Below are 22,804 nucleotides of genomic sequence, written 5' to 3'. Positions count from 1 at the left end.
CGCGTCCCCGGCGCCCCGGTTGCCCCGGCGGGCGCCTGCGGCGCCCTGTCCGACCGGCCCCGCCTGTGAAGACCAGCGACCGCCGCCCGGTCACGGAGGTGGTCCGTGCTCACCGGGCGCAGGGCAGGGACGGCGACGTCCCCGCGAGCTATCGCGCTGATCACGCCACAAGGCTATCGCTCCCCGTGGGGGGCAAGTCATGAGCCGTATGTGTACAAAACAGGGGGTCCAACTTTGACGTTCTGCACAGGGGCACCGAGGGCGATGCCGTGCAGGGCGCACGGTGCGAGCATGGCTGTACCGGCTGTGTGGGCCGTCAGGAGGCAGTGCCGGGCAGTGCGCGGCCCCTTGGCAAGCGCCTGCGGCCGAGGCACGTTGCCAGAAGCAACCCGACGCAGCCGTCCACACCACCGAGGGGAGCGCGGCCACCATGACGCAGAAGATCCTGATCGTCACCGGCGACGCGGCGGAATCACTGGAGGTCCTCTACCCGTACCAGCGCCTGCGGGAGGAGGGCTACGAGGTCCACATCGCGGCCCCGACCCGCAAACAGCTCCGTTTCGTCGTCCATGACTTCGAACCCGGCTTCGACACCTACACCGAGAAACCCGGCTACAGCTGGCCCGCCGACCTCGCCTTCTCCGAGGTCGACCCCGGGGACTACGTCGCCGTCGTGATCCCGGGCGGGCGCGCCCCGGAGTACCTCCGCAACGACCCCGAACTCCGCAAGATACTCAAGTCGTTCTTCGACACGGACAAGCCGGTCGCCCAGATCTGCCACGGTCCCCTGCTCACCGCGGCGGTGGACGCCCTGCGCGGACGGCGCGTCACCGCCTATCCGGCGCTGGAGCTGGACATGCAGGCGGCCGGGGCCGACTTCCAGGACGTCGAGGCGGTCGTCGACGGAACGCTCGTCTCGTCCCGGGCCTGGCCCGACCACTCCGGCTGGATGCGGGAGTTCCTGACCGTCCTGCGCGCCAAGGCGCCGGTGACCTGAGCCCGTCACCCGGGTGCGGTGCCCGCCGGGCGCCGCACCCTTCCGCCGATGGCCGCCCGTCGTGGCACTTCCGGCGAAGCGCTCGGGCCTCCTCAGGCCGCCAGGCGCTCCGCCTCCGCGACCGCCTCCTGAAGCGTGTCGACCACCGGCACGCCGACCTCCTCGAGGCTGGCGCGGCTGTGGGAGCCCCCGGTGTACAGCACGGCCCGTGCCCCGACGTGGCGGGCGGCGACCGCGTCGTCGGCGGCGTCCCCGATCACCACCGTGCGCGCCGGATTCACGGCGTCGAGCGCCCGTATGTGGCGGACCATGTGCTCCGCCTTGCTGCCGCCGGACGGTCCGGTGCGCCCCTGTACCCGTACGAAGTGCGCCTCGATCCCGAGCGCCTGGACCATCGGGACCAGTTCCTCGTGCCCGTACATGCTCAGCAGCGACTGGCTGCGGCCCGCCGACCGCCATCCCGCCAGCAGCTCCACCGCGCCCTCGGTGAGCCCGCAGCGGACGCGGTGCTCCGCGTAGTACCGGTGGAAGACCTCGTCCATCAGCTGCCACTCGGTGTCCGTCGGCAGTCGCCCCATCAGCCGCTCGTAGAACCTCGGGACCGGCACGCAGTACAGCGCCCGGTACTGCTCCAGCGTGATCGGTTGCAGCCCCAGCTCGGCGAACGCCGCGTTCGTCGCCCCGATGATTGCGTCATTGTCGTGGAACAGTGTCCCGTTCCAGTCCCACACGATGTGCGCGCTTCCGTACGTCCCCATGCCATGAAACGTACCCGGCGGCACTGACAATCACCGGTGCGCGCCCTGGCGGCCGCGAGAACGCCTGGGTCAGTCCGTGGAGCCGAGCAGGTTCGGGATCTCCTGCGTGGCGTACCAGAGCAGTTCATGGTCCTCGGCGCCGTCCACGAGGAACTGCGCGTCGTCGTCCCCGCGGTCGGCCGCCTCCAGCGCCTCCGCAGCCGCGGTCACGTCCGGCTCCGCGTCGGACGCGTCGACGTGCACGGCGGCCACCTTGGCCAGTGGCACGGGGCCGACGACGCGCACCTCGCCGAGCGCCGCCGGGTCGAGTCCGCGGTCGGGATCGGTGGTCGCCGCGCCGTCGGGGACGTCGACCGCGACCACGACCCGCCGCCGGGGCGTCCCCGGGTCGGCCGCCAGCAGGCGCAGGGAGGCGAGCGCGGCCCGGCTCAGCGCCGCGTACTCCAGTTCCTCGATGTCGTCGGAGAGGTACCACTCGCGCAGCGCGGGCGTGACGGCGTACGCGACGACCGGTTCGGCGCCCAGCTCGCCCGTCTTGTACGCCTCGGCGAGACCGGAGAGGGTCAGGGGGACGTAGACGCGCATGGCGAGCCGCTTTCGTAGTCGGTCAGGGGTCACCTCAGGATACGTGTGGGCGTCCCCCTTCGGGTCCCGCCCGCGCCCCTGGAAGGCGTCAACCAGGGCCGGCACGACTCACCCTGTGAACCCGCGCCGTCGCCGGGACTTCGCCCCGCCTCTCACCCTGATAGGTGAACTCTCCGGTCGGCCCGGCACGCTCCCGGCTTCGTTGCGCGGCGGTCGTCCGCCCGTACAAGATCCCCAAGAAGTTACCGACCGGTACTCACCGGCCTCGCGAAACGGGGATCCGCCATGCACAAGGTGATGACCAGGAACCAGGCGATGACCAGGACGAAGCCCGCCCCGGGCGCCCGCCCGCCGGTCCGCCACGACACGCGCCGCCCGGGCAGCACACCGCGGCGCGCGGAACCGGGCCAGGGCCCGTCGCGGACGAGGACGCTCCAGCGGCCGTCCACCACGCCGGCGGGGGCCACGTCGGCGAGTGCCACGTCGGGCAGTGCCACGTCGGCGACTGCCGTATCGCCGCCCGGGCAGGCCGCCCAGGGGCCGCTCGGGCCCGTGCCGCACGTCCGCCCCACCGACGTCTTCGCCGACCGCCTGCTGTCCGTGCTGAGCGGTCAGCGCCCGGTGCACAGCATGCTCCGGCACACCGTCGGCCGGGCCTACGACGACCTGGCCCGGCTCGCGGAACGCGGCGCGCTCCGCACCCGCGGCACCCGCCCGGTCGTCCGCGACATCGGCTACTACGTCCCGCGCCCCGGCGCCATCGAGGCCTTCGCCCGTATCGGCGCGGGCGACCAGCTCCGCGCGATGGCGTTCCGCCTGGAATGCGGCCGGGACCACCGCTGGCGCTGCACGGCGGTGGAACTGGGCGGACCGCGGACGCCGCACGGGGACGGCGTGTGACGTACGAACAGGGAGGGCCGGGCACCCTCGGGTGCCCGGCCCCTCACCACGCGACGCCGCTGCTTCTTGCGGCCCCGCTACTTCTTGCGGCGCCGCCCGCCCTTGGCCTGCTTGCGGCGCTCGGCACGGGTCAGGCCGTCCGCCTCCGACCGGACCGGCTCGCCGTCACTGGAGAAGTCGCCCTCGACGATGCCGCCCTCACCGTCCACGGTCGGCGCGGAGAAGTGCAGCCGCTCGTGGCGCTGCGGGGCCTCCAGGCCCTTGGCGCGGATCTCCGGGCGGGCCGCCTGGGCCGCCACGGCCTCCTCCTTCTCCAGGGAAGGCTGGGCGTCCTCGACGGGGACCTCCTCGACCTGCTGCTCGACCTGGACCTCCAGGTTGAACAGGTAGCCGACGGACTCCTCCTTGATGCCCTCCATCATGGCCTGGAACATGTCGAAGCCCTCGCGCTGGTACTCGACCAGCGGGTCCTTCTGCGCCATGGCGCGCAGGCCGATGCCCTCCTGGAGGTAGTCCATCTCGTAGAGGTGCTCGCGCCACTTGCGGTCCAGGACCGACAGCACGACCCGACGCTCCAGCTCACGCATGATCTCGGAGCCGAGCTGGGCCTCACGCTGCTCGTACTGCTCGTGGATGTCGTCCTTGACGGACTCGGCGATGAACTCGGCGGTCAGACCGGCACGGTCGCCGGCCGCCTCCTCCAGTTCCTCGATGGTGACCTTCACCGGGTAGAGCTGCTTGAAGGCGCCCCACAGCCGGTCCAGGTCCCAGTCCTCCGGGAAGCCCTCCTCGGTCTCCGCGGCGACGTACGCGTCGATCGTGTCGTCCATGAAGTGCTGGATCTGCTCGTGCAGATCCTCGCCCTCCAGGACGCGGCGCCGCTCGCCGTAGATGACCTCGCGCTGCCGGTTGAGGACCTCGTCGTACTTGAGGACGTTCTTCCGGGTCTCGAAGTTCTGCTGCTCTACCTGGGACTGGGCGGACGCGATCGCGCGCGTGACCATCTTGTTCTCGATCGGCACGTCGTCCGGGACGTTCGCCATCGACATCACGCGCTCGACCATCTGGGCCTTGAACAGGCGCATCAGGTCGTCGCCCAGCGAGAGGTAGAACCGGGACTCGCCCGGGTCACCCTGACGGCCGGAGCGACCGCGCAGCTGGTTGTCGATACGGCGGGACTCGTGGCGCTCGGTGCCGAGGACGTAGAGGCCGCCGAGGGCCTCGACCTCCTCCTTCTCTGCCTTGACCGCCTGCTCGGCCTTCTCCAGGGCGGCGGGCAGGGCCGCGGCCCACTCCTCGATGTGCTCCTCGGGGTCGAGCCCGCGCTGGCGCAGCTCGGCCTCGGCGAGGTCCTCGGGGTTGCCGCCGAGCTTGATGTCCGTACCGCGGCCGGCCATGTTCGTCGCGACCGTCACGGCGCCCTTGCGGCCGGCCTGGGCGACGATCGCCGCCTCGCGCTCGTGGTGCTTGGCGTTCAGCACCTCGTGCTGGATGCCGCGCTTGCTGAGCTGCTGCGAGAGGTACTCGGACTTCTCGACCGAGGTGGTGCCGACCAGGATCGGCTGGCCCTTCTCGTGCTTCTCGGCGATGTCGTCGACGACCGCCTCGAACTTGGCGACCTCGGTGCGGTAGATCAGGTCCGACTGGTCCTTGCGGACCATCGGCTTGTTGGTCGGGATCGGGACGACGCCGAGCTTGTAGATCTGGTGGAACTCGGCGGCCTCGGTCATCGCCGTACCGGTCATGCCGGAGAGCTTCTTGTAGAGGCGGAAGAAGTTCTGCAGGGTGATCGTGGCGAGCGTCTGGTTCTCGTCCTTGATGTCCACCCCTTCCTTCGCCTCGATCGCCTGGTGCATGCCCTCGTTGTAGCGGCGGCCGGCGAGGATGCGGCCCGTGTGCTCGTCGACGATCATGACCTCGCCGTCGATGACGACGTAGTCCTTGTCGCGCTTGAAGAGCTCCTTGGCCTTGATCGCGTTGTTCAGGTAGCCCACCAGCGGGGTGTTCACCGACTCGTAGAGGTTGTCGATGCCCAGCCAGTCCTCGACCTTGCTGACGCCGGACTCGTGGATGGCGACCGTGCGCTTCTTCTCGTCGACGTCGTAGTCGCCGGTCTCCTCGAGGCCCTTGAGCGGGTTGCCCGCCTCGCCCTTCTTCAGCCGCGTGACCAGCTTGGCGAAGTCGCCGTACCACTTGGTGGCCTGGTCGGCCGGGCCGGAGATGATCAGCGGCGTACGGGCCTCGTCGACCAGGATGGAGTCCACCTCGTCGACGATCGCGAAGTTGTGCCCGCGCTGGACGAGCTCGTCCTTCGACCACGCCATGTTGTCGCGGAGGTAGTCGAAGCCGAACTCGTTGTTCGTGCCGTAGGTGATGTCGCACGCGTACTGCTCGCGGCGCTCGGCCGGGGTCATGTTGCCGAGGATGCAGCCGACGGACAGACCCAGGAACCTGTGGACGCGGCCCATCATCTCGGAGTCGCGCTCGGCCAGGTAGTCGTTGACCGTGACGATGTGGACGCCGTCTCCGGAGATGGCGTTGAGGTACGCGGGGAGCGTGCCGACCAGGGTCTTGCCCTCACCGGTCTTCATCTCGGCCACATAGCCCATGTGCAGGGCGGCGCCGCCCATCATCTGCACGTCGTAGTGCCGCTGGCCGAGGACGCGCTTGGCGGCCTCGCGCACGGTGGCGAAGGCCTCGGGGAGCAGGTCGTCGAGGCTCTCGCCGTCGGCGTACCGCTGCTTGTACTCATCGGTGAGGGCCCGCAGCTCGGCGTCGGAGAGGTCGACGAAGTCCTCTTCGATGGAGTTGACCTGGTCCGCGATGCGGTGCAGCTTGCGCAGGATCTTGCCTTCGCCTGCACGCATGATCTTCGAGAGGACGGACACGGGGGTTTGTCTCCTTGCCGGTCGGGCCTGGGACGGTCGGTTAAATGACAGCTTGAGCAACGGCCATCGTAAGCGAGGACCCCGCCGCGCCGGGAGGTCTGCCACCGACAGCCACTAGGACAACGGACGGGCGTGGCGGAAGGTGCCGCGTCCGTGCCACGAAAAGTAACCGGGCAGTCACGAGGTGACGAGGCAGGCGCGGACGACGGCGTGGCGGGTGCGGACAGGGGCGCCGCGGACCGGCACCGGCGGCGACCGCGGCCCGGCATGACACGGAAAATCATGGCGACCGGGCGGGGGCCCTAGCAGAATCAAGCGATGGACCCCGTCACCCTGACCACCGAACGCCTCCTGCTGCGCACCGTGGGCCCCCAGGACACCGACGCGGTGTACGCGGCAGCCCAGGACCCCGACATCCAGCGCTGGACCACGATCCCGTCGCCGTATCTGCGCGAACACGCGGAGCTGTTCGTCGAGCAGATCGCGCCGGACGGCTGGAGGGACGCCTCCATGTTCACGCTCGGCGTCTTCCTCCCCTCCGGGGAGCTGGCGGGCATGCTCGGCCTGACGATGCGCTCGCTGGGCGTCGCCGAGGTCGGCTTCTGGGCGACGAAGGAGCACCGGGGCAACGGCTACATCACGGAGGCCACGCTCCGCGCTGCGCACTGGGCGTTCACCCACCTGTCGGTCGACCGCGTGGAGTGGCGCGCCGAGGTCGGCAACGCGGGCTCGCGGGCGGTCGCGGAGCGCGCGGGCTTCACCATCGAGGGGGTGCTGCGGTCCGCGATCAACAACAAGGGAGTGCGCCGGGACTGCTGGGTCGGCTCCCTGCTGCCCTCGGACCTGGGCCTGCCGTCGACGGCGGCGTATCTGCCGGCACCGGGACCGTAGGCGCGGGCTCTCGCAGCTCCTCCCGCGTTGTCAGTGCCGCCCCCTACGGTGTGACCATGCCGAGTCTCCCCCGCCCCACCATCGAACTGACCGCCGACGAAGCCCGCCGTATCGCCCTGCGGGCACAGGGCTTCCTCGGTGCTCCCGACCGCAGGTCCGGCGTGCGTGGCCTGCTGCGCCGGCTCGGCGCCGTCCAGCTCGACACCATCTCGGTCCTGGCCCGCTCGCACGAACTCATTCCGTACGCCCGCCTGGGAGCCATAGGCCGCAAGACGGTCGACTCGGCGTACTGGACGCGTTCGTCCGACGGCCGGTCCACGGCCGGCCCGCACGCGTTCGAGTACTGGTCGCACGCCGCCTGCGTCCTGCCCATCGAGGAGTGGCCCCACTTTGCCTTCCGCCGCCGCGCCTACCGCTCCCGCCCGCACTGGAGCCACACCCTGCCGGACGGTGCCTACGACCAGGTCATCAAGCAACTGCGCACCGAGGGCCCCCTGACGGCCACGGATCTGGGCGGCGCGAAGAAGACCAGCGAGTGGTGGGACTGGTCCGGCACGAAGGTCGCGGTGGAGCGCGCGCTGATGTACGGAGAGGTGGTGTGCGTCGAGCGCCGCGGCTGGAAGCGGGTGTACGACCTGGCCGAGCGCGCAGTCCCCGAGGCGCTGCTGCACGACGAGCTGGACGACACCGAGTGCCTGCGCCGCCTCGTCTCCCTGGCCGGCCGCTCCCTGGGCGTCGGCACGCGCGCGGACATCGCGGACTACCACCGTCTCAAGGGCGAGCAGGTCGATTCCGTGATCGCGGACTCGGGCCTGGTCCCGGTGACGGTCGAGGGCTGGGGCAAGCCTGCCTGGGCGGATCCGGAGGCACTGCGGACCCCGCCGCGCGGCCGCCACCGTACGACGCTGCTGTCGCCGTTCGACTCGCTGATCTGGGAGCGGGCGCGCACGGAGCGGATCTTCGGCTTCACCCACCGCCTGGAGGCGTACGTCCCCAGGCAGAAGCGGGTGTACGGCTACTTCGCGATGCCGGTCCTCGCCGGCGGCCGGCTGGTCGGCCGGGTCGACCCCACGCGCGAGGGCCGCACGCTGGTCGCCCGGCAGGTCACGCTGGACGGTGCGAAGGCTGTCCCGTCGGTGGCCCAGGCGCTGCTGGAGGCGGCGAGCTGGGTGGACTGCACGAACGTCCGCGTGGAGGTGGTGGACGCCCCGGAACTGCGCGAGCCGCTCGTCCGGGAGCTGGCCCGTGCCCTGGGCTGATCCCTGGATTGTCCGGCCCCGCTAGCGGATCTCGAGGATCTTCTCCCGCATCGCGTAGACCACGGCCTCCATCCTGGAGTGCAGCTGCAGCTTCTCCAGGATGTTGCGCACATGGTTCTTCACGGTGTTCTCGGAGATGAACAGCTCCTTGGCGATGTCCCGGTTGTTCATTCCGGTGGCGACGAGCTTGAGGACCTCCAGCTCCCGGTCGGTGAGCCTCGGCGCCGGGACCAGCCGGCGCTCGTCGGTCTTCTGGATCATCGACTTGAACTCGGTGAGGAGCTTCGACGCCATGGAGGGGCTGATCTGCGACTGCCCGTCGGCGACCGCGCGGATGGCGGTGGCCACCTCGTCGGTGGAGATCTCCTTGAGGAGGTATCCCGTGGCGCCTGCCTTGATCGCTTCGTAGAGATCGGCCTCTTCGTCGCTGATCGTCAGCATGATGATCTTGGCGCTGGGCGCCACCTCCTTGATGGAGGTGCATGCCTCGATGCCACCCCGCTTGGGCATCCGCACGTCCATCAGCACGATGTCCGGCAGCAGATCGGCCGCCTTGTCGACTGCTTCCGCGCCGTCCCCGGCCTCGCCGACGACCTGGATGTCCTCCTCGGCCGCCAGCACGATCTCCAGGCCGCGGCGGAAGAGGGCGTGGTCGTCCACGACGAGAACGCGGATCGGCTCCTTGCGTGCAGGGCCCGTCTCCGGGACCGTGCCGGCGACGCCGCCGTCGGCGTTCTCGTCCTGCGTCGGTCCGAAGCTGTCCGCCATGTTCCTCCCCCTGAAGGCTGTGGCCTGTGGTCCTGTGCCATCGCCAACCCAAGGCAACGACCCACCGGTTGAGCCGTTTTGGCCATGATTCCATGCCCGAGCGACAGTCAGGTGACAGAGCGCGGCGCGAAGTGGTGGCACACCGGTGCCCCTGGGGGCGCACGGGCTCACCAGGGGCACCGGGTTCAGCCATGACTTGGCGGGCTCAGCCGCGGAGCGTTCCGCCGGCGTCGGCCGCCTGTGCCTCGGCCACCATCTGGTCGGTGCTGAGGTGGATGACGCCGTAGTCGTAGGCGTGCCGCCGGTAGACGACGCTGGGTTGCTTGGTCTCGGAGTCGACGAACAGATAGAAGTCGTGCCCGACCAACTCCATTTCGTAGAGCGCCTGGTCGAGTGACATCGGAGACGCGACGTGGGTCTTCTCGCGGACGACGAGGGGGCCTTCGCCCTTCACCTCGAGCGATCCGATCTTCTTGGTCGGCACGCCGTCCGATTCTTCTTCCGGTACGAGGCCGCCGTTGCCGTTGAGCGTCGCGGCACCCGGGACGTGGTCGGGCACCTCGGCTGCCGTGAGCCTGCGGACCCCTCGGCGGGTGTGCCGCTTGTCGTGCTGCTTGCGCAGCCGGGCCTCCAGTTTCTCCGCCGCCAGGTCGAGTGCCGCGTACGGATCGCTTGCCGCTGCCTCCGCCCGGATCACCGGGCCACGGGAGCGGAGGGTGATCTCCACTCGTTCACAGCGGTCGGCCTGCCGCGGGTTGGGCTCCTTGGACACCTCGACATCGAGGCTGATCACCTTGGCATCCAGCTTCTGGATCTTGTCCAGCTTCAGCTTCTCGGCCACGTGCTTCCGGAACCGCTCGGGCACCTCGGTCTTGCGGCCCTTGACGACGATGTCCACGCAGAACTCCGTTCCCGGATCGCTCCGCATTCCCGGCGGAGCATCTCCCTTGTGCACCAGACTCCGGCGAGCGCCGGAACCTCGGACTCGGTGACGTCCACCTCCTCCTCCCCCGGGGGCGAGCTCTCCACCCCACCGCTACGGGTGATTGCAGAAAACCCGCAGCACGGCATTCGGACAAGGGAGGGACGGGCTGCGCCTTTCCCTCTCAACCGAACATATCTCGCCCGGACGGATGTCGTCACCCTCTACTGCGGCGTACCTCCGTTCAGGTGAATTGACCTGCTCAATACCTGCAACGACGCAAGTTCTCGGTCGGTTCCGGTTTGTTTCGAAAGCCTCCGGCGAGGCGGCGACCACGGCCGCGCAAATCCGGTTCTGGGGGCCGTTTCCAGCGGCCGTTCCCCACGGCCCCGGCGGCCGGTGTGCCGGTGCCGTCGTCTCCCTCGCTCTTCGTTCCCCCCTTGCTTCCCCTGCCACGCGCGCATACACCTCCCTGTCCGCACTGTCGGCCTCCGCGAGAGCCGCCCGTACCGCGCGTGCCGCCTCCGTCAACGAAGCGCCCGTCGTCATCAGGTCGTCGACGAGGACGATCCGCCCGCCGGCCAGCAGCCGGGCGCTGCCGGCGGCCACCTCCAGAGCGCCCGCGAGATTGGTCAGCCGTTGCCGGGAGCCGAGCCCCGCCTGGTCGGCCACGACCCGCCGCTGCCGCAGCACGGCCGCCACCCTGGCCGCCGTCCCGGCCCGACGCAGCTGTCCCGCCGCGGCGAGCGCGATCCGCCGCGTCGGATCATGCCCTCGCGCCCGCACGGCGCGCCGCGCGGAGGGGACGGGCACGAGCAGCACGGGCGCCGGACCGCCACCGGCGCGGGAGGCCACCGAGCCGCAGCAGGCCCGCACCGCCCCCGCCAGAGCCGTCCCCAGCGGTCCCGCCAGGGTGAGCGCGCCCCGTTCCTTGTGGGACAGGAGCGTGGCGCGGACCGCGCCCTCGTACGGCGCCGCCGCGTGTACCGGGGGCAGGCCCCCCGGCTCCGGCACCGGCCGCACCCGGCGTGGCGCGGTGCCGTGGAGGGCCGCACGGCACTCCGGGCAGAGCACCGTGCGCGGCCTGCCACAGCCTCCGCACTCGGCCGGCAGTACCAAGTCGGTGAGGTCCTGCCACCACCCCCGCATGGCAACCACTGTGCCAACGCCCGCACCGGCCTGCCACCTCTGTGGAAAACTCCCTGTGGACAACCGGGCGGCGGCCGTCGAACCACCGGCGGAGAGCCCTGCTCGGGGCGCGCGGCGTCACCCTGGGTAGACCGGCGCCGTCCCCTCCTTGACCACCTTCTGCCACTGAGCCCCCGCCGACAGGCGCACGATCCCGTCCTCCGAGTACGCCACCAGCGGCAGCCGCTCGTCCTCGGACGCCGCTATCTGCTTCACGCCCGTCAGCGAGGCGGGCGGGTAGCCCGTCGGCGTCGAGCCGTCGACCTGCACGTACCGGATCTGCTGCACCCCGCCGGCCTCGCTGCCGACCACTACGAGCCGGCTGTCACCGGCCCACGACATGGCCGTGACCTCCTCCAGCTGCGGAGTCACCGAGTGCAGTTCCAGGATCGACACAGCAGGCTGTCCGCCCCTCCCGCTGTCCCGCTCGATGCGCCCGATCCGCAGGGACGTCTTGCGGTCCTTCTCCACGATCAGCGCGATCCGCACACCGTCGGCCGCCACCCGCACCGCGTCGATCCGCCCGTCGAGGCCCGGTGTGCGCACCTCCACCGGCGTGCCCGCGCCCTGTTGCAGCATCAGCAGCCGAGGCCGCTTCGGGTCACGGTCGGCCACCCACAGGTCACCCCCGCCGTCCCAGCTGGGAGTCGTCAGCCGGTCGTCCTTCGACGCGCCGCCACTGGTCAGCACCGCGTTCCCCAGCGAGGCGCCCGACGCCAGCGAGCCCACGTACAGGTACTGCCCGTCGGCCGAGACGCCGGCAGCGGTGTCCTCGTCCCGCGAAACGGCGGCCGCGCGCAGCGGCTTCTCTCCCTCACCCAACGGGCCCGGCACCGGTTCGGGCTGCTTGGAGCCGCTGCCGCCGGGCAGGCGCACCAGCCGCTGCCTGCCGTCGATGAAGTACTCGTACTCGGGTCGCCGGCCCGTGCCGTGCGAGGCGATGACCTCGGCCCGGTCCTCGTTGAGCGCGCACAGCTTCGTGCCCTTCGACCCGCGCAGCTCCACCTGGCTCACGCCCGTGGGCGTCAGGTCCTGCAGAGTGAACAGCAGCTGCGCCGCCATCCTGTCGCACTGCGTCGCCCCGACCCGGTCGGCCTTGTCGTTGAGCAGCACCGTCAGCTTGTTCTGGTCGTCGGGCAACAGGGAGGTGACGTCCTTCCGCAGTGCCGTGCCCGAGGGGAAGCTCGAGGTCGCCACGGGGTCCAGCCAGCGTGTGGGGCCCTTCAGCAGTGCGCGGACCGTCGACGTCACCGGGTCCACCTTGCTGCGCACGTACACCGGGTCCGCGACGGTACTCAGCTGTCCGCCCTCTCCTGCGGGCACGTTCGCGGCGTAGTAATACTTGTTGACCGACACGTAGTTGCGCTGGAAGTCGGACCTGCCCATCACCACGCCCTGCGGCAGCGCGTCGATGCGCCACTGTTCGGTCTTCTTCACCAGCGTCAGGTGCACCGTGGCGCTGTACGTCCCCGAGTCCGGCGTGTAGGCGTGCTGCTCGTCCACCATCGCGAGCTTGGTGCCGGTCAGCGTGTACGCGTAGTCGTCGCCCGCCTCCCGGCTCCAGGCGTGCTCGGGCACCGTGTTCGGTCCGTCGGAGAGCACCGTGGTGGACGCGTCGGGGTTCCACCCGCGCGACGCGGCGGCCGTCAGGTACTTGCGTGCCGTCTCGTACTGCGGGTCGTCGCTGGTCAGCGCCTCCAGGAAGCCCTGCACGATCTCCGCGGGCCCGGCGTTCTCACGCGGGGGCATCGCGAAGACGCGGACCTGCGCGTCCTGCCGGGGCGTCGACTCGACCCCCCGCAGATCCCCGCTGTCCGGCATCGAGGCGCACCCGGCCAGCAGTACGGCACCACAGCCGGCATACACCCCCCTGAGCAGCGCACGCCGCCGACCGCCCCCCTCAGCGCCCACGAAACGCCTCCCCTTCCTCACGCTCGTCGGGTCCGCCGCCGTCCCTCGGCGGCTCCTGTGCTCTGTCGTCCGGGCGTCGCGCGCCCCCGGCGGGCCGTGGCACCACGCGCGCCCCGTTGCCGGGCATCGCCGTCGGGTCCGCGGTCGGCGTCACGGTCAGCCGCGGCGCGATCGGGTCACGTCCGGCCGCCTTCTCACCGGTCGACTGCGCCGGCACCGTGGCGCACTTGCCGGAGCCTCCCTGCGGCAGTCCGGCGTCGCTGAGCCCACGGTTGCGCCGTGAGTCCAGCGGCTCCAGGGGTATCGGAGAGCCCCGCAGCGGCTCGTCCGCGGTCCGCGGCAGCGTCAGCCGGAACTGCGAACCCCCTCCCGGCTCGCCCCACGCCTGCAGCCAGCCGCCGTGCAGCCGCGCGTCCTCCAGGGCGATGGACAGCCCCAGACCCGTACCCCCGGTGGTACGCGCGCGTGCCGGGTCCGCCCGCCAGAAGCGGCTGAACACCCGGGTCGCCTCCCCGGGCTTGAGCCCCACGCCGTAGTCGCGCACCGCGATCGCGACCGCGCCGCCCGCCGCGGCGAGCTTGACGATGACGTCCTTGCCCTCGCCGTGCTCGACCGCGTTCACGACCAGGTTGCGCAGCACCCGCTCGACACGCCGGGCGTCCGCCTCGGCCACGACGGGCTGCTGGTCGCCGACGACCCGGATCCGCGTGCCCTTGCGCTCGGCGAGCGGCTCGGCCCCGCTCACCACCCGGCGCACGACGTCCCGCAGGTCGATCGGCTCTGCCTCCAGCGCCGCCGCGCCCGCGTCGAATCGGCTGATCTCGAGCAGGTCCGCGAGCAGCGACTCGAACCGGTCCAGCTGGTCGGCGAGCAGTTCCGCCGACCGCGCGGTCACCGGGTCGAAGTCGACGCGCGCCTCGTGGATGACGTCGGCCGCCATACGCACGGTCGTCAGCGGCGTCCTCAGCTCGTGCGACACGTCCGAGACGAACCGCCGCTGCATCCGCGACAGGTCCTCCAGCTGCTGGATCTTCAGCTGCAGGTTCTGCGCCATCTTGTTGAAGGCCTCGCCCAGACGCGCGATGTCGTCCTCGCCGGTGACCTTCATACGTTCCTGCAGACGCCCGGCGGACAGCCGTTCGGCGATGCCCGCGGCCATCCGTACGGGCGTGACGACCTGGCGCACCACGAGCCAGGCGATGGCGCCGAGCAGTACGACGACGAAAAGCCCCGCGGTGGCGAGCGTCCCCTTGACCAGGCTGAGGGACTTCTCCTCCTGGGTGAGCGGGAAGAGGTAGTACAGCTGGTACGGGTCACCGTTCGGGTCGTTGATCTGCTTGCCGATGATCAGCGCGGGCTGGGTGGACCGGCCGGTGTCGGTGTAGACGATGCGGGTGTAGCTCTGGGCCACGCCCATGCCCGCGTCGACGCGCTTACGCAGGTCCTCCGGCACGCTCTGGCTCGGATCCACCCCGCCCGACGCGCGCGGACCGAGGCCGCGGTTGTCGTTGTCCGCGGCGGTGGTGCTGAGCGTGACCACGTCGAAGGCACCCTGGCCACCGCTGGACAGGGACTCGACGAGATCGCTCATCCACCCGCTGACGTTCTGCACCGGGTTGTTGCCCGTGCCGGAGTTGTCGTTGCCGTCGCTCGCGCTGGCCGCGCTGTCGGCCCTCTGCCCTGCGACGGTGAACCCGCCGACGGCCTGGCTCTGCGACGCCTTCACCTTGGCGTCCAGCAGACCGTTGCGGACCTGCCCGATGACGACGAAGCCCAGCAGCAGCACCACGCCGAGCGACATCAGCAGGGTCGTGACGACGATCCGCAGCTGGATGTTGCGCCGCCACAGCCGCATCATCGGCAGCAGCGGGCGACGCACCCAGCGCACGACGAGCCGGAGGACCGGGCTGCCGTGGACTCCTCCCTGAAGCAGGCCGCCCTCGAAGAACCGTTCCCACCCCGAGCGCGTCGTCCGCCGACCGACAGGCCGCCCCGGGTGGGCTCCAGGCCGGCCGGGCGCCGGAGCGGCACTGTCCTGGGTCATGGTCAGCTCGGCCCGGCCTTGTAGCCGACGCCACGGACGGTCACCACGATCTCCGGCTTCTCCGGGTCCTTCTCGACCTTCGAGCGCAGCCGCTGGACGTGCACGTTCACCAGGCGGGTGTCCGCCGCGTGGCGGTAGCCCCACACCTGCTCCAGCAGGACCTCGCGGGTGAACACCTGCCACGGCTTGCGCGCCAGCGCCACCAGCAGGTCGAACTCCAGCGGGGTCAGCGCGATCGACTGCCCGTCGCGCTTCACCGAGTGACCGGCCACGTCGATGACCAGGTCCCCGATGGCGAGCTGCTCCGGCGCCGGCTCCTCCGACCTGCGAAGCCGCGCCCGGATGCGCGCCACCAGCTCCTTCGGCTTGAAGGGCTTCACGACGTAGTCGTCCGCGCCGGACTCGAGGCCCACCACCACGTCCACGGTGTCGCTCTTGGCGGTGAGCATCACGATCGGCACACCGGACTCCGCCCTGATCAGACGGCAGACCTCGATGCCGTCCCGACCCGGCAGCATCAGGTCGAGCAGCACCAGGTCGGGCTTGGTCTCACGGAAGGCGGCCAGCGCCTTGTCACCGTCGGCTACGAAAGACGGCTCAAAACCTTCACCACGCAGCACGATGCCGAGCATCTCGGCCAGTGCGGTGTCGTCGTCGACGACAAGGACTCGTCCCTTCATGGACCACATCATCCCATTAACTAAATCGTTACCTGGCGTGACCTGTCACACAGCGCAGCAAGTGAATCGGCCGTCACAGGCGACGCGACGCCCTCCTCGGTGACGATCGCCGTCACCAGTTCCGGAGGCGTCACGTCGAACGCCGGGTTGTACGCCTGGGTCCCGAGGGGTGCCACAGGTATCCCGCCTCCCGCTTCCGCTCCAGCCACCTGCACCTGAGGTGCGGTGAACTCCGTGACCTCGTGCCCGGGCCGCTGCTCCACCTCGATGGACGCCCCGTCCGGTGTCTCCGGATCCACCGTCGTCACCGGCGCCACCACGACGAACGGCACGTGGTGGTACCGGGCCAGCACAGCGAGCGGGTAGCTCCCCACCTTGTTCGCGACCGAGCCGTCGGCCGCGATCCGGTCCGCCCCGATGAGTACCGCGTCCACCTCGCCCGCGGCGAACAGCGAGCCCGCCGCATTGTCCGTGAGCAAGGTGTACGCCATCCCGTTGCGGGCCGCCTCGTACGCCGTCAGTCGAGCACCCTGCAGCAACGGACGCGTCTCGTCCACCCACAGCCTGCGCAGCCGCCCCGCCCGGTGTGCGGCCAGCGCCACCGCGAACGCCGTGCCCTCCCCGCCGGACACCAGCGCACCCGTGTTGCAGTGCGTGAGCAGGCGGTGCCCGCCGCCCGGGAGCAGCTCGTCCAGCAGCGCCAGGCCGTGCCGCGCCATCCGCGCGCTGGCCTCGGCGTCCTCACGGTGCAGCGCCCGCGCGGCAGCGAGCGCCGCCTCGGCGGCCTGCCGCAGGTCACCACCGTCGGCGAGCGCGGCCCGGTACGCGGCCCGGGCCCTGCGCACGCCGACGGCGAGGTTCACCGCGGTGGGCCGGGCGCCCGCGAGCGCGGCGGCGGCGTCGTCCACGTCGAAACCGCGCGCGGCGGCGAGCGCGACACCGTACGCACCGGCGATCCCGAGCAGCGGTGCCCCGCGCACGGCGAGCGTGCGGATCGCGTCCACGAGCGCGGGCGCGTCCGTGCACACGAGCTCCACCTCCTCGGCCGGCAGCCTTCTCTGGTCGAGAAGGGCCAGTACGGGGCCTTCGGGCGGCTCGTCCCAGCGGATCACCGGTATCGCAGCCGCCTCGTTTTCCTCGCCGGATCGCGCGTACTGATCAGCCATGCGGTCAGTCTGCCCTGTACCGCGCCGACTATTGAAGGTTGCTGCGCGCACCACCCCCGGTCCCCCGGCGGACGCAGCGTGGCACGATGGCTGCCAACCCGCCGCCGCGACCGCGGACGGGCACCGTGAAGGAGCGACGATGAACGACACTCCGGGCTGGGCCTCGCCCGGATCTGCCCCCTCCGACGGGCAGCAGCCGGACGCCTCCGGCGCGCAGTCCCCGGAGCAGCCCTCGGACCAGAGCGGTACCGATCAGTCGCAGCCGTCGGGCACGTGGTCCAAGGAGCAGCCCCCGCCCGGACAGTGGACCGCTCCTCAGCCTCAAGGCCCCGGCCAGGCCCCACCGCCGCCCCCGACCGGCCCGGGCTGGGGCGCCCGCCCTCCCGCTGGCGGCTACGCAGGGCCCGGCGGCGGCTGGGGCGCCCCCCAACAGGGGTTCGGCGGCTACGGAAGCTGGGGCGGTGCCTGGGGTCCGCCGCCCGCGGCCAGGCCCGGAGTCATCCCGCTGCGCCCGCTCGGCGTCGGCGAGATCCTCGACGGCGCGGTCTCCACCATGCGCACCTACTGGCGCACGGTCCTCGGCATCTCTCTGACCGTCGCGGTCGTCACGGAGACCGTCGTCATCCTGCTGCAGGGCCTCGTCCTGAACGACACCACCGACACGAACACCTTCAACGACCCCAGCGCCTCCATGAGCGAGGTGAGCCGCGCCCTGGGCGACGCGCTGCTGGGCTCCGCCGTGGTCCTGCTGCTGGTGCTGCTCGGCACCATCATCGCCACCGCCCTGCTCACGACCGTCACCAGCAGGGCGGTGCTCGGCAGGCCGGTGACCGCCGCCGAGGCCTGGCGCGACGCACGTCCGCAGCTCGCCCGGCTCGGCGGGCTCACCATCCTGCTGCCGCTCATGGGCATGGCGATCGTCGCCGTGGGCACGCTGCCCGGCATCCTCATCGTCTGGTCCGGGTCCACCGCGGCGGGCGTGTCGCTGGCGGTCCTCGGCGGCCTCGGCGCCGGTGTGGTCGCTCTGTGGATCCTGATCCGTTTCTCGCTCGCCTCGCCCGCGCTGATGCTGGAGAAGCAGAGCATCCGCAAGGCAATGAGCCGCTCGGTGAAGTTGGTGCGCGGCTCGTGGTGGCGGGTCTTCGGCATCCAGTTGCTCGCGCAGCTCATCGCGGGCATCGTGGCGTCGATCGTCGTCATACCCTTCGCCTTCCTCGCCGGGGTGTTCAGCGGCGACGGCCTCGGCAGCCTCATGGGTGGCTCCACCGGCAGCCCCGGCTGGGCGTTCCTCATCATCAGCGGGCTGGGCTCGGTGATCGGACGCATGATCACGTTCCCGATCACCGCGGGCGTCACCGTGCTGCTCTACATCGATCAGCGCATCCGCCGCGAGGCCCTCGACGTGGAGCTGGCCCGCGCCGCCGGCCTGCAGGGCTACGGCTCCGACGTCCCCGGCACCACCGCGGGGAGCTGACGGAGTGAGACTGACGGGGGGAGCGCTGAGAGCCGCACCGGTGCTGTGGCGCTCGGGCGACGGACCACCGGTGACGATCCCGCGCGACCCCGCGCGTGAGGCGGCCCGGCGCGAGCTGTCCAAACGGATGTACCACGAGAACGACCCCGGCCTGCTGCAGCGCGCCCTGAACGCCTTCTGGGACTGGCTGGACCGGCTCTTCGCCGAGGCCTCCACCGCGACGCCCGGCGGCCCGGTCGGTCTCCTCGTCATCGTGGTGGTGGTCCTGGCGCTCGTCGCGGCCCTGTGGTGGCGCCTGGGCACGCCGCGCCGCATGCCCACCTCGTCCGCCACGCTCTTCGACGACCGCCCCCGCAGCGCCGCCGAACACCGTGCGGCCGCTGAGGCGCACGCCGCCCAGGGCCACTGGAACCAGGCCGTCCAGGAACGCATGCGCGCCGTCGTCCGCTCCCTGGAGGAACGCGCCCTCCTCGACACCCGCCCAGGGCGCACCGCCGACGAGGCGGCATCCGAGGCCGGCCGCGCCCTCCCCGACCACGCGGACCGGCTGCGCGCCGCCGCCCGGGACTTCGACGACGTCACATACGGCGGCCGGGCCGCGGGCGAAGGAACGTACCGCCGGCTCGCCGCCCTCGACGACGACCTGGAAGGCGCCAAGCCACACCTCGCCGGCAACGCCCCCAGCGCGGCCCACAACACCCGCCAGGGAGCCGCCGGATGACCGCCGAGGCCACAGTCGCATCCACGTCGGCCTCGCCCACCGTGCGCCAGGTGTGGACCCGGGCACGCGGTGTGCTCCTCGCCGTCGTGATCCTGCTGGCCGGTGCCCTCGTGATCGCCGTGGTCCGATCCGGAGACCGGCACGGCCGCCTCGACCCGCGCTCCGCCGACCCCTCCGGCAGCCACGCCGTCGCGCGGCTCCTCGCCGACCGGGGCGTGTCCACGCGCGTGGTCACCACCCTCGACGAGGCGCGCGCCGCTGTCGGCACCGACACCACACTCCTGGTCGCCACGCCCGATCAGCTGACACACCGTCAACAGAAGTTGCTGCACCAAGCGACGCAGAACTCCGGCGGCCGGACGATCCTCGTCGCTCCGGAGACGTCCACCGGCACGCTGGCTCCCGGCGTCTCCGCCGACCCCGCCGTCAGCTTCGAATCGACACTGGCGCCGGTCTGCGACCTGCCCGAGGCCCGGCGAGCGGGCACCGCCGACACGGGCGGGGCCCGCTACCGCACGAGCGACGCCCGCACGGAGCGCTGCTACCCCAGCGAGGGCCTGCCCACCCTGGTTCGCATCCCGGCCACATCCGGGGCCGGCGACACCGTCGTCCTCGGCGCGCCCGACATCCTCTACAACAACCGTCTCGGCGAGCAGGGCAACGCCTCGCTCGCCCTGCAAGTGCTCGGTTCCCACTCCCACTTGGTCTGGTACCTCCCCTCGCTCTCCGACACCTCGGCCACCGACTCGGGCGGCCAGAGCTTCCTCGACCTGCTCCCCTCGGGCTGGCTGTGGGGCGCGCTCCAGCTCTTCATCGCCGCAGCCCTGGCCGCCCTGTGGCGAGCACGCCGATTCGGCCCGCTCGTCCCCGAAAAACTCCCCGTCGCGATCCGCGCCTCCGAAACCGTCGAAGGCCGCGCCCGCCTCTACCGCAAAGCCGACGCCCTCGACCGAGCGGCCGCCGCTCTGCGCTCCACCACCCGCACCCGTCTCGCCCCCCTCGTGGGCATCCCCCTCGCCCAGGCGCACGCACCCGAGGCCCTGCTCCCCGCGCTGTCCGCCCATCTGCACGGCGACGGACAGTCCCTGCACTCCCTCCTCTTCGGCCCGCCGCCCGGTGACGACGCGGCCCTGATCGCCCTCGCCGACCAACTCGACGCCCTCGAAAGAGAGGTACGCCGTCCATGATGGACCCGACCACTGACAACGCCGGGATCGCTGGGGACCCGGGCGCAGCCCGCGCCTCCCTGGAGGCCCTGCGCGCCGAGATCGCCAAGGCCGTGGTCGGCCAGGACCCCGCCGTGACCGGCCTCGTCGTCGCCTTGCTGTGCCGTGGACACGTCCTGCTGGAAGGGGTCCCCGGCGTCGCCAAGACACTGCTGGTCCGCGCGCTCGCGTCAGCCCTCGACCTCGACACCAAGCGCGTGCAGTTCACACCGGACCTGATGCCGAGCGACGTCACGGGCTCTCTCGTCTACGACGCCCGCACCGCCGAGTTCTCCTTCCAGCCGGGCCCGGTCTTCACCAACCTCCTCCTCGCGGACGAGATCAACCGCACCCCGCCCAAGACCCAGTCGTCCCTCCTCGAAGCCATGGAGGAGCGCCAGGTCACGGTCGACGGCACCCCGCGCCCGCTCCCCGAGCCGTTCCTGGTCGCCGCGACGCAGAACCCGGTCGAGTACGAGGGGACGTACCCCCTCCCCGAGGCCCAACTGGACCGCTTCCTGCTCAAGCTGACGGTCCCTCTGCCGTCCCGACAGGACGAGATCGACGTCCTCACCCGCCACGCCGCGGGCTTCAACCCGCGCGACCTGCGCGCCGCCGGCGTACGCCCCGTGGCGAGCGCCGAGGACCTCGAGGCCGCACGTGCCGCCGTCGCCAAGACGACCGTTTCTCCCGAGATCACCGCCTACGTCGTGGACATCTGCCGCGCCACCCGCGAATCCCCGTCCCTCACGCTCGGCGTGTCACCCCGCGGTGCGACGGCCCTGCTCACCGCAGCACGGGCATGGGCCTGGCTGACGGGCCGTGACTACGTCATCCCAGACGACGTGAAGGCACTCGCCCTTCCGACACTCCGTCACCGGGTCCAGCTCCGGCCCGAGGCGGAGATGGAAGGAGTGACCACCGACTCGGTCATCAACGCGATCCTCGCCCACGTCCCCGTCCCCCGCTGATGGCGCTCACCGGACGCGCCGCGCTCCTCGCGGCACTCGGCACCCTCCCGGTCGGCATCTGGGACCCCAGCTGGACAGGCATCCTCGCCGTCAACGGCTCCCTCGCACTGGCGTGTGCCTGCGACTTCGCACTGGCCGCACCGGTACGCCGACTGGGCCTGGCCCGCTCCGGCGACGCCTCCGTACGCCTGGGCGAAACGGCCGACGTGACGCTCACGGTCACCAACCCGTCAGGACGGCCGCTGCGCGCCCACGTACGCGACGCCTGGCCGCCCAGCAGCTGGCAGACCGGAACCGAAGTGGCCGCCTCCCGCCACAGCCTGACGATCCCTCCGGGCGAGCGCCGCCGTGTGACGACCCGTCTGAGGCCCACACGCCGAGGCGACCGCCAAGCCGACCGCGTCACGATCCGCTCGTACGGACCACTCGGCCTCTTCTCCCGCCAAGGCACTCACAAAGTCCCTTGGACGGTCCGGGTTCTGCCTCCCTTCACCAGTCGCAAGCACCTTCCCGCCAAACTGGCCCGCCTGCGGGAACTCGACGGCCGCACCAGCGTGCTGACGCGCGGCGAGGGCACGGAGTTCGACAGCCTGCGCGAATACGTCCCCGGGGACGACACCCGCTCCATCGACTGGCGCGCCACGGCACGGCAGAGCTCGGTCGCGGTGCGCACGTGGCGGCCCGAACGCGACCGTCACATCCTGCTGGTCCTGGACACGGGCCGTACCTCCGCCGGCCGGGTCGGCGACGCACCACGCCTGGACGCCTCCATGGACGCGGCGCTGCTGCTGGGCGCGCTGGCTGCCCGTGCAGGAGACCGCGTGGATCTGCTCGCCTACGACCGCCGCGTACGCGCTGTGGTCCAGGGACGTGCCGCCGGCGATGTCCTGCCGTCGCTGGTCAACGCGATGGCGACGCTGGAGCCGGAACTCGTGGAAACGGACGCACGCGGTCTCACGGCCACGGCACTACGGACGGCACCCCGGCGCTCGTTGATCGTCCTGCTGACCACACTGGACACGGCCCCCATCGAAGAGGGACTCCTTCCGGTACTGCCCCAGCTCACTCAACGCCATACGGTGCTGCTCGCATCGGTCGCCGACCCCCACATCGCCCGCATGGCGACGGCGCGGGGCAGCACGGAGGCGGTGTACGAGGCCGCTGCGGCGGCCCAGGCCCATTCGGAACGGACACGCATGGCCGAGCAGCTGCGGCGTCACGGGGTGACGGTCGTGGACGCGACGCCGGAGGATCTGGCGCCGGCGTTGGCGGACGCGTATTTGGCGTTGAAGGCGGCGGGGCGGCTCTGAGTCCAAGGGGCGTGGGGCCGCGGGCTTCAGCGCCCCACCCCCTGACCCCTCATCCTTTGTCTTTGTCCTTAACGCAGAAAACCCCCGTGCTGAATAGCACGGGGGTTTTCTCAAGAATTGTTCGGCGGTGTCCTACTCTCCCACAGGGTCCCCCCTGCAGTACCAT

At 71.3% G+C, this 22,804-nt stretch carries 18 protein-coding genes and 1 pseudogene; 9 read left to right on the top strand and 10 right to left on the bottom strand.

Annotated elements, in window-relative coordinates; all coding sequences use genetic code 11:
- The first annotated feature begins 430 nt into the window (after nucleotides 1-430).
- Nucleotides 431-997, top strand: a complete 567-nt coding sequence (locus AB0N14_RS36235; protein ID WP_200417727.1) for a DJ-1/PfpI family protein — start codon at nucleotides 431-433, stop codon at nucleotides 995-997.
- A 92-nt stretch (nucleotides 998-1,089) separates the two neighbouring features.
- Here the strand turns inward: AB0N14_RS36235 and AB0N14_RS36230 are convergent, their stop codons facing one another.
- On the bottom strand, nucleotides 1,090-1,755 hold the full coding sequence (locus AB0N14_RS36230; RefSeq protein ID WP_366029957.1) for an HAD hydrolase-like protein: 666 nt from the start codon (nucleotides 1,753-1,755) through the stop codon (nucleotides 1,090-1,092).
- 69 nt (nucleotides 1,756-1,824) lie between these two features.
- Nucleotides 1,825-2,340: a hypothetical protein gene (locus AB0N14_RS36225; RefSeq protein WP_366029960.1), complete on the bottom strand. Its 516-nt coding sequence runs from the start codon at nucleotides 2,338-2,340 to the stop codon at nucleotides 1,825-1,827.
- 285 nt (nucleotides 2,341-2,625) lie between these two features.
- Between AB0N14_RS36225 and AB0N14_RS36220 the strand changes: the two genes are divergently transcribed.
- Nucleotides 2,626-3,240 carry an Rv3235 family protein gene (locus AB0N14_RS36220; RefSeq protein ID WP_366029955.1) on the top strand — a complete coding sequence of 205 codons (615 nt, stop codon included), beginning with the start codon at nucleotides 2,626-2,628 and terminating at the stop codon, nucleotides 3,238-3,240.
- A 77-nt stretch (nucleotides 3,241-3,317) separates the two neighbouring features.
- On the opposite strand, the gene secA is transcribed toward AB0N14_RS36220, so the two are convergent.
- A complete protein-coding gene (gene secA / locus AB0N14_RS36215) occupies nucleotides 3,318-6,128 on the bottom strand; it encodes a preprotein translocase subunit SecA (RefSeq protein WP_366029954.1) in 2,811 nt (936 codons plus the stop codon).
- A 318-nt stretch (nucleotides 6,129-6,446) separates the two neighbouring features.
- Between secA and AB0N14_RS36210 the strand changes: the two genes are divergently transcribed.
- Both AB0N14_RS36210 and AB0N14_RS36205 read left to right on the top strand, forming a co-directional pair.
- Complete coding sequence (locus tag AB0N14_RS36210; RefSeq protein ID WP_366029953.1) at nucleotides 6,447-7,019, top strand: GNAT family N-acetyltransferase; 573 nt, start codon at nucleotides 6,447-6,449, stop codon at nucleotides 7,017-7,019.
- Nucleotides 7,020-7,075: 56 nt separating this feature from the next.
- On the top strand, nucleotides 7,076-8,278 hold the full coding sequence (locus AB0N14_RS36205; RefSeq protein WP_366029952.1) for a crosslink repair DNA glycosylase YcaQ family protein: 1,203 nt from the start codon (nucleotides 7,076-7,078) through the stop codon (nucleotides 8,276-8,278).
- A gap of 21 nt (nucleotides 8,279-8,299) precedes the next feature.
- On the opposite strand, the gene AB0N14_RS36200 is transcribed toward AB0N14_RS36205, so the two are convergent.
- The 7 genes and pseudogenes from AB0N14_RS36200 to mtnA all read right to left on the bottom strand — a co-directional run bounded on the left by AB0N14_RS36200 (nucleotide 8,300) and on the right by mtnA (nucleotide 16,957).
- Nucleotides 8,300-9,046: a response regulator transcription factor gene (locus AB0N14_RS36200; RefSeq protein ID WP_366029951.1), complete on the bottom strand. Its 747-nt coding sequence runs from the start codon at nucleotides 9,044-9,046 to the stop codon at nucleotides 8,300-8,302.
- Nucleotides 9,047-9,251: 205 nt separating this feature from the next.
- Nucleotides 9,252-9,974 (bottom strand): ribosome-associated translation inhibitor RaiA, encoded by a 723-nt coding sequence (gene raiA / locus AB0N14_RS36195; RefSeq protein ID WP_366029950.1) that lies wholly within the window; start codon nucleotides 9,972-9,974, stop codon nucleotides 9,252-9,254.
- Between the two features lie 288 nt (nucleotides 9,975-10,262).
- Nucleotides 10,263-11,117 (bottom strand): annotated as a pseudogene (locus tag AB0N14_RS36190) (ComF family protein); the annotation flags it as partial.
- 117 nt (nucleotides 11,118-11,234) lie between these two features.
- On the bottom strand, nucleotides 11,235-13,067 hold the full coding sequence (locus AB0N14_RS36185) for an LpqB family beta-propeller domain-containing protein (RefSeq protein WP_366029949.1): 1,833 nt from the start codon (nucleotides 13,065-13,067) through the stop codon (nucleotides 11,235-11,237).
- On the bottom strand, nucleotides 13,057-15,111 hold the full coding sequence (gene mtrB / locus AB0N14_RS36180; protein WP_366029948.1) for an MtrAB system histidine kinase MtrB: 2,055 nt from the start codon (nucleotides 15,109-15,111) through the stop codon (nucleotides 13,057-13,059). The genes AB0N14_RS36185 and mtrB overlap by 11 nt, the downstream gene beginning before the upstream one ends.
- A 2-nt stretch (nucleotides 15,112-15,113) precedes the next feature.
- The gene (gene mtrA / locus AB0N14_RS36175; protein ID WP_366029947.1) at nucleotides 15,114-15,803 is read right to left on the bottom strand and encodes a two-component system response regulator MtrA; all 690 of its coding nucleotides are present in this window, start codon (nucleotides 15,801-15,803) and stop codon (nucleotides 15,114-15,116) included.
- An 8-nt stretch (nucleotides 15,804-15,811) separates the two neighbouring features.
- Entirely contained in the window at nucleotides 15,812-16,957 is a 1,146-nt protein-coding gene (mtnA, locus tag AB0N14_RS36170; protein WP_366029946.1) for an S-methyl-5-thioribose-1-phosphate isomerase, read from the bottom strand.
- A 139-nt stretch (nucleotides 16,958-17,096) separates the two neighbouring features.
- Between mtnA and AB0N14_RS36165 the strand changes: the two genes are divergently transcribed.
- From AB0N14_RS36165 to AB0N14_RS36145, 5 genes are read left to right on the top strand one after another with little or no spacing between them, the layout of a single operon-like run.
- Nucleotides 17,097-18,431 carry a glycerophosphoryl diester phosphodiesterase membrane domain-containing protein gene (locus AB0N14_RS36165; RefSeq protein ID WP_366029945.1) on the top strand — a complete coding sequence of 445 codons (1,335 nt, stop codon included), beginning with the start codon at nucleotides 17,097-17,099 and terminating at the stop codon, nucleotides 18,429-18,431.
- A gap of 4 nt (nucleotides 18,432-18,435) precedes the next feature.
- Complete coding sequence (locus tag AB0N14_RS36160; RefSeq protein ID WP_366029944.1) at nucleotides 18,436-19,152, top strand: DUF4129 domain-containing protein; 717 nt, start codon at nucleotides 18,436-18,438, stop codon at nucleotides 19,150-19,152.
- On the top strand, nucleotides 19,149-20,339 hold the full coding sequence (locus AB0N14_RS36155) for a DUF4350 domain-containing protein (protein WP_366029943.1): 1,191 nt from the start codon (nucleotides 19,149-19,151) through the stop codon (nucleotides 20,337-20,339). The genes AB0N14_RS36160 and AB0N14_RS36155 overlap by 4 nt, the downstream gene beginning before the upstream one ends.
- Nucleotides 20,336-21,328 carry a MoxR family ATPase gene (locus AB0N14_RS36150; protein ID WP_366029942.1) on the top strand — a complete coding sequence of 331 codons (993 nt, stop codon included), beginning with the start codon at nucleotides 20,336-20,338 and terminating at the stop codon, nucleotides 21,326-21,328. The genes AB0N14_RS36155 and AB0N14_RS36150 overlap by 4 nt, the downstream gene beginning before the upstream one ends.
- Nucleotides 21,328-22,638 carry a DUF58 domain-containing protein gene (locus AB0N14_RS36145; protein ID WP_366029941.1) on the top strand — a complete coding sequence of 437 codons (1,311 nt, stop codon included), beginning with the start codon at nucleotides 21,328-21,330 and terminating at the stop codon, nucleotides 22,636-22,638. Before AB0N14_RS36150 ends, AB0N14_RS36145 begins: the two co-directional genes overlap by 1 nt.
- The last annotated feature ends 166 nt before the right edge of the window (nucleotides 22,639-22,804 follow it).

Source organism: Streptomyces sp. NPDC051104 (genome assembly GCF_040682835.1).
GTDB classification, from domain to species: Bacteria; Actinomycetota; Actinomycetes; order Streptomycetales; family Streptomycetaceae; genus Streptomyces; species Streptomyces cynarae.
Note: the sequence above shows the minus strand (reverse complement) of the source record. Positions and strands in the feature narration are given on the sequence as shown.

What these genes read in the sequence shown, in the direction of transcription:
- AB0N14_RS36165 (WP_366029945.1), top strand. Translation starts at nt 17,097, where the DNA reads ATGAACGACACTCCGGGCTGGGCCTCGCCCGGATCTGCCCCCTCCGAC.
- AB0N14_RS36230 (WP_366029957.1), bottom strand. Translation starts at nt 1,755, where the DNA reads ATGGGGACGTACGGAAGCGCGCACATCGTGTGGGACTGGAACGGGACA.
- AB0N14_RS36220 (WP_366029955.1), top strand. Translation starts at nt 2,626, where the DNA reads ATGCACAAGGTGATGACCAGGAACCAGGCGATGACCAGGACGAAGCCC.
- AB0N14_RS36155 (WP_366029943.1), top strand. Translation starts at nt 19,149, where the DNA reads ATGACCGCCGAGGCCACAGTCGCATCCACGTCGGCCTCGCCCACCGTG.
- AB0N14_RS36210 (WP_366029953.1), top strand. Translation starts at nt 6,447, where the DNA reads ATGGACCCCGTCACCCTGACCACCGAACGCCTCCTGCTGCGCACCGTG.
- AB0N14_RS36225 (WP_366029960.1), bottom strand. Translation starts at nt 2,340, where the DNA reads ATGCGCGTCTACGTCCCCCTGACCCTCTCCGGTCTCGCCGAGGCGTAC.
- AB0N14_RS36205 (WP_366029952.1), top strand. Translation starts at nt 7,076, where the DNA reads ATGCCGAGTCTCCCCCGCCCCACCATCGAACTGACCGCCGACGAAGCC.
- AB0N14_RS36145 (WP_366029941.1), top strand. Translation starts at nt 21,328, where the DNA reads ATGGCGCTCACCGGACGCGCCGCGCTCCTCGCGGCACTCGGCACCCTC.
- mtrA (WP_366029947.1), bottom strand. Translation starts at nt 15,803, where the DNA reads ATGATGTGGTCCATGAAGGGACGAGTCCTTGTCGTCGACGACGACACC.
- raiA (WP_366029950.1), bottom strand. Translation starts at nt 9,974, where the DNA reads ATGCGGAGCGATCCGGGAACGGAGTTCTGCGTGGACATCGTCGTCAAG.
- mtnA (WP_366029946.1), bottom strand. Translation starts at nt 16,957, where the DNA reads ATGGCTGATCAGTACGCGCGATCCGGCGAGGAAAACGAGGCGGCTGCG.
- mtrB (WP_366029948.1), bottom strand. Translation starts at nt 15,111, where the DNA reads ATGACCCAGGACAGTGCCGCTCCGGCGCCCGGCCGGCCTGGAGCCCAC.
- AB0N14_RS36150 (WP_366029942.1), top strand. Translation starts at nt 20,336, where the DNA reads ATGATGGACCCGACCACTGACAACGCCGGGATCGCTGGGGACCCGGGC.
- AB0N14_RS36235 (WP_200417727.1), top strand. Translation starts at nt 431, where the DNA reads ATGACGCAGAAGATCCTGATCGTCACCGGCGACGCGGCGGAATCACTG.
- AB0N14_RS36200 (WP_366029951.1), bottom strand. Translation starts at nt 9,046, where the DNA reads ATGGCGGACAGCTTCGGACCGACGCAGGACGAGAACGCCGACGGCGGC.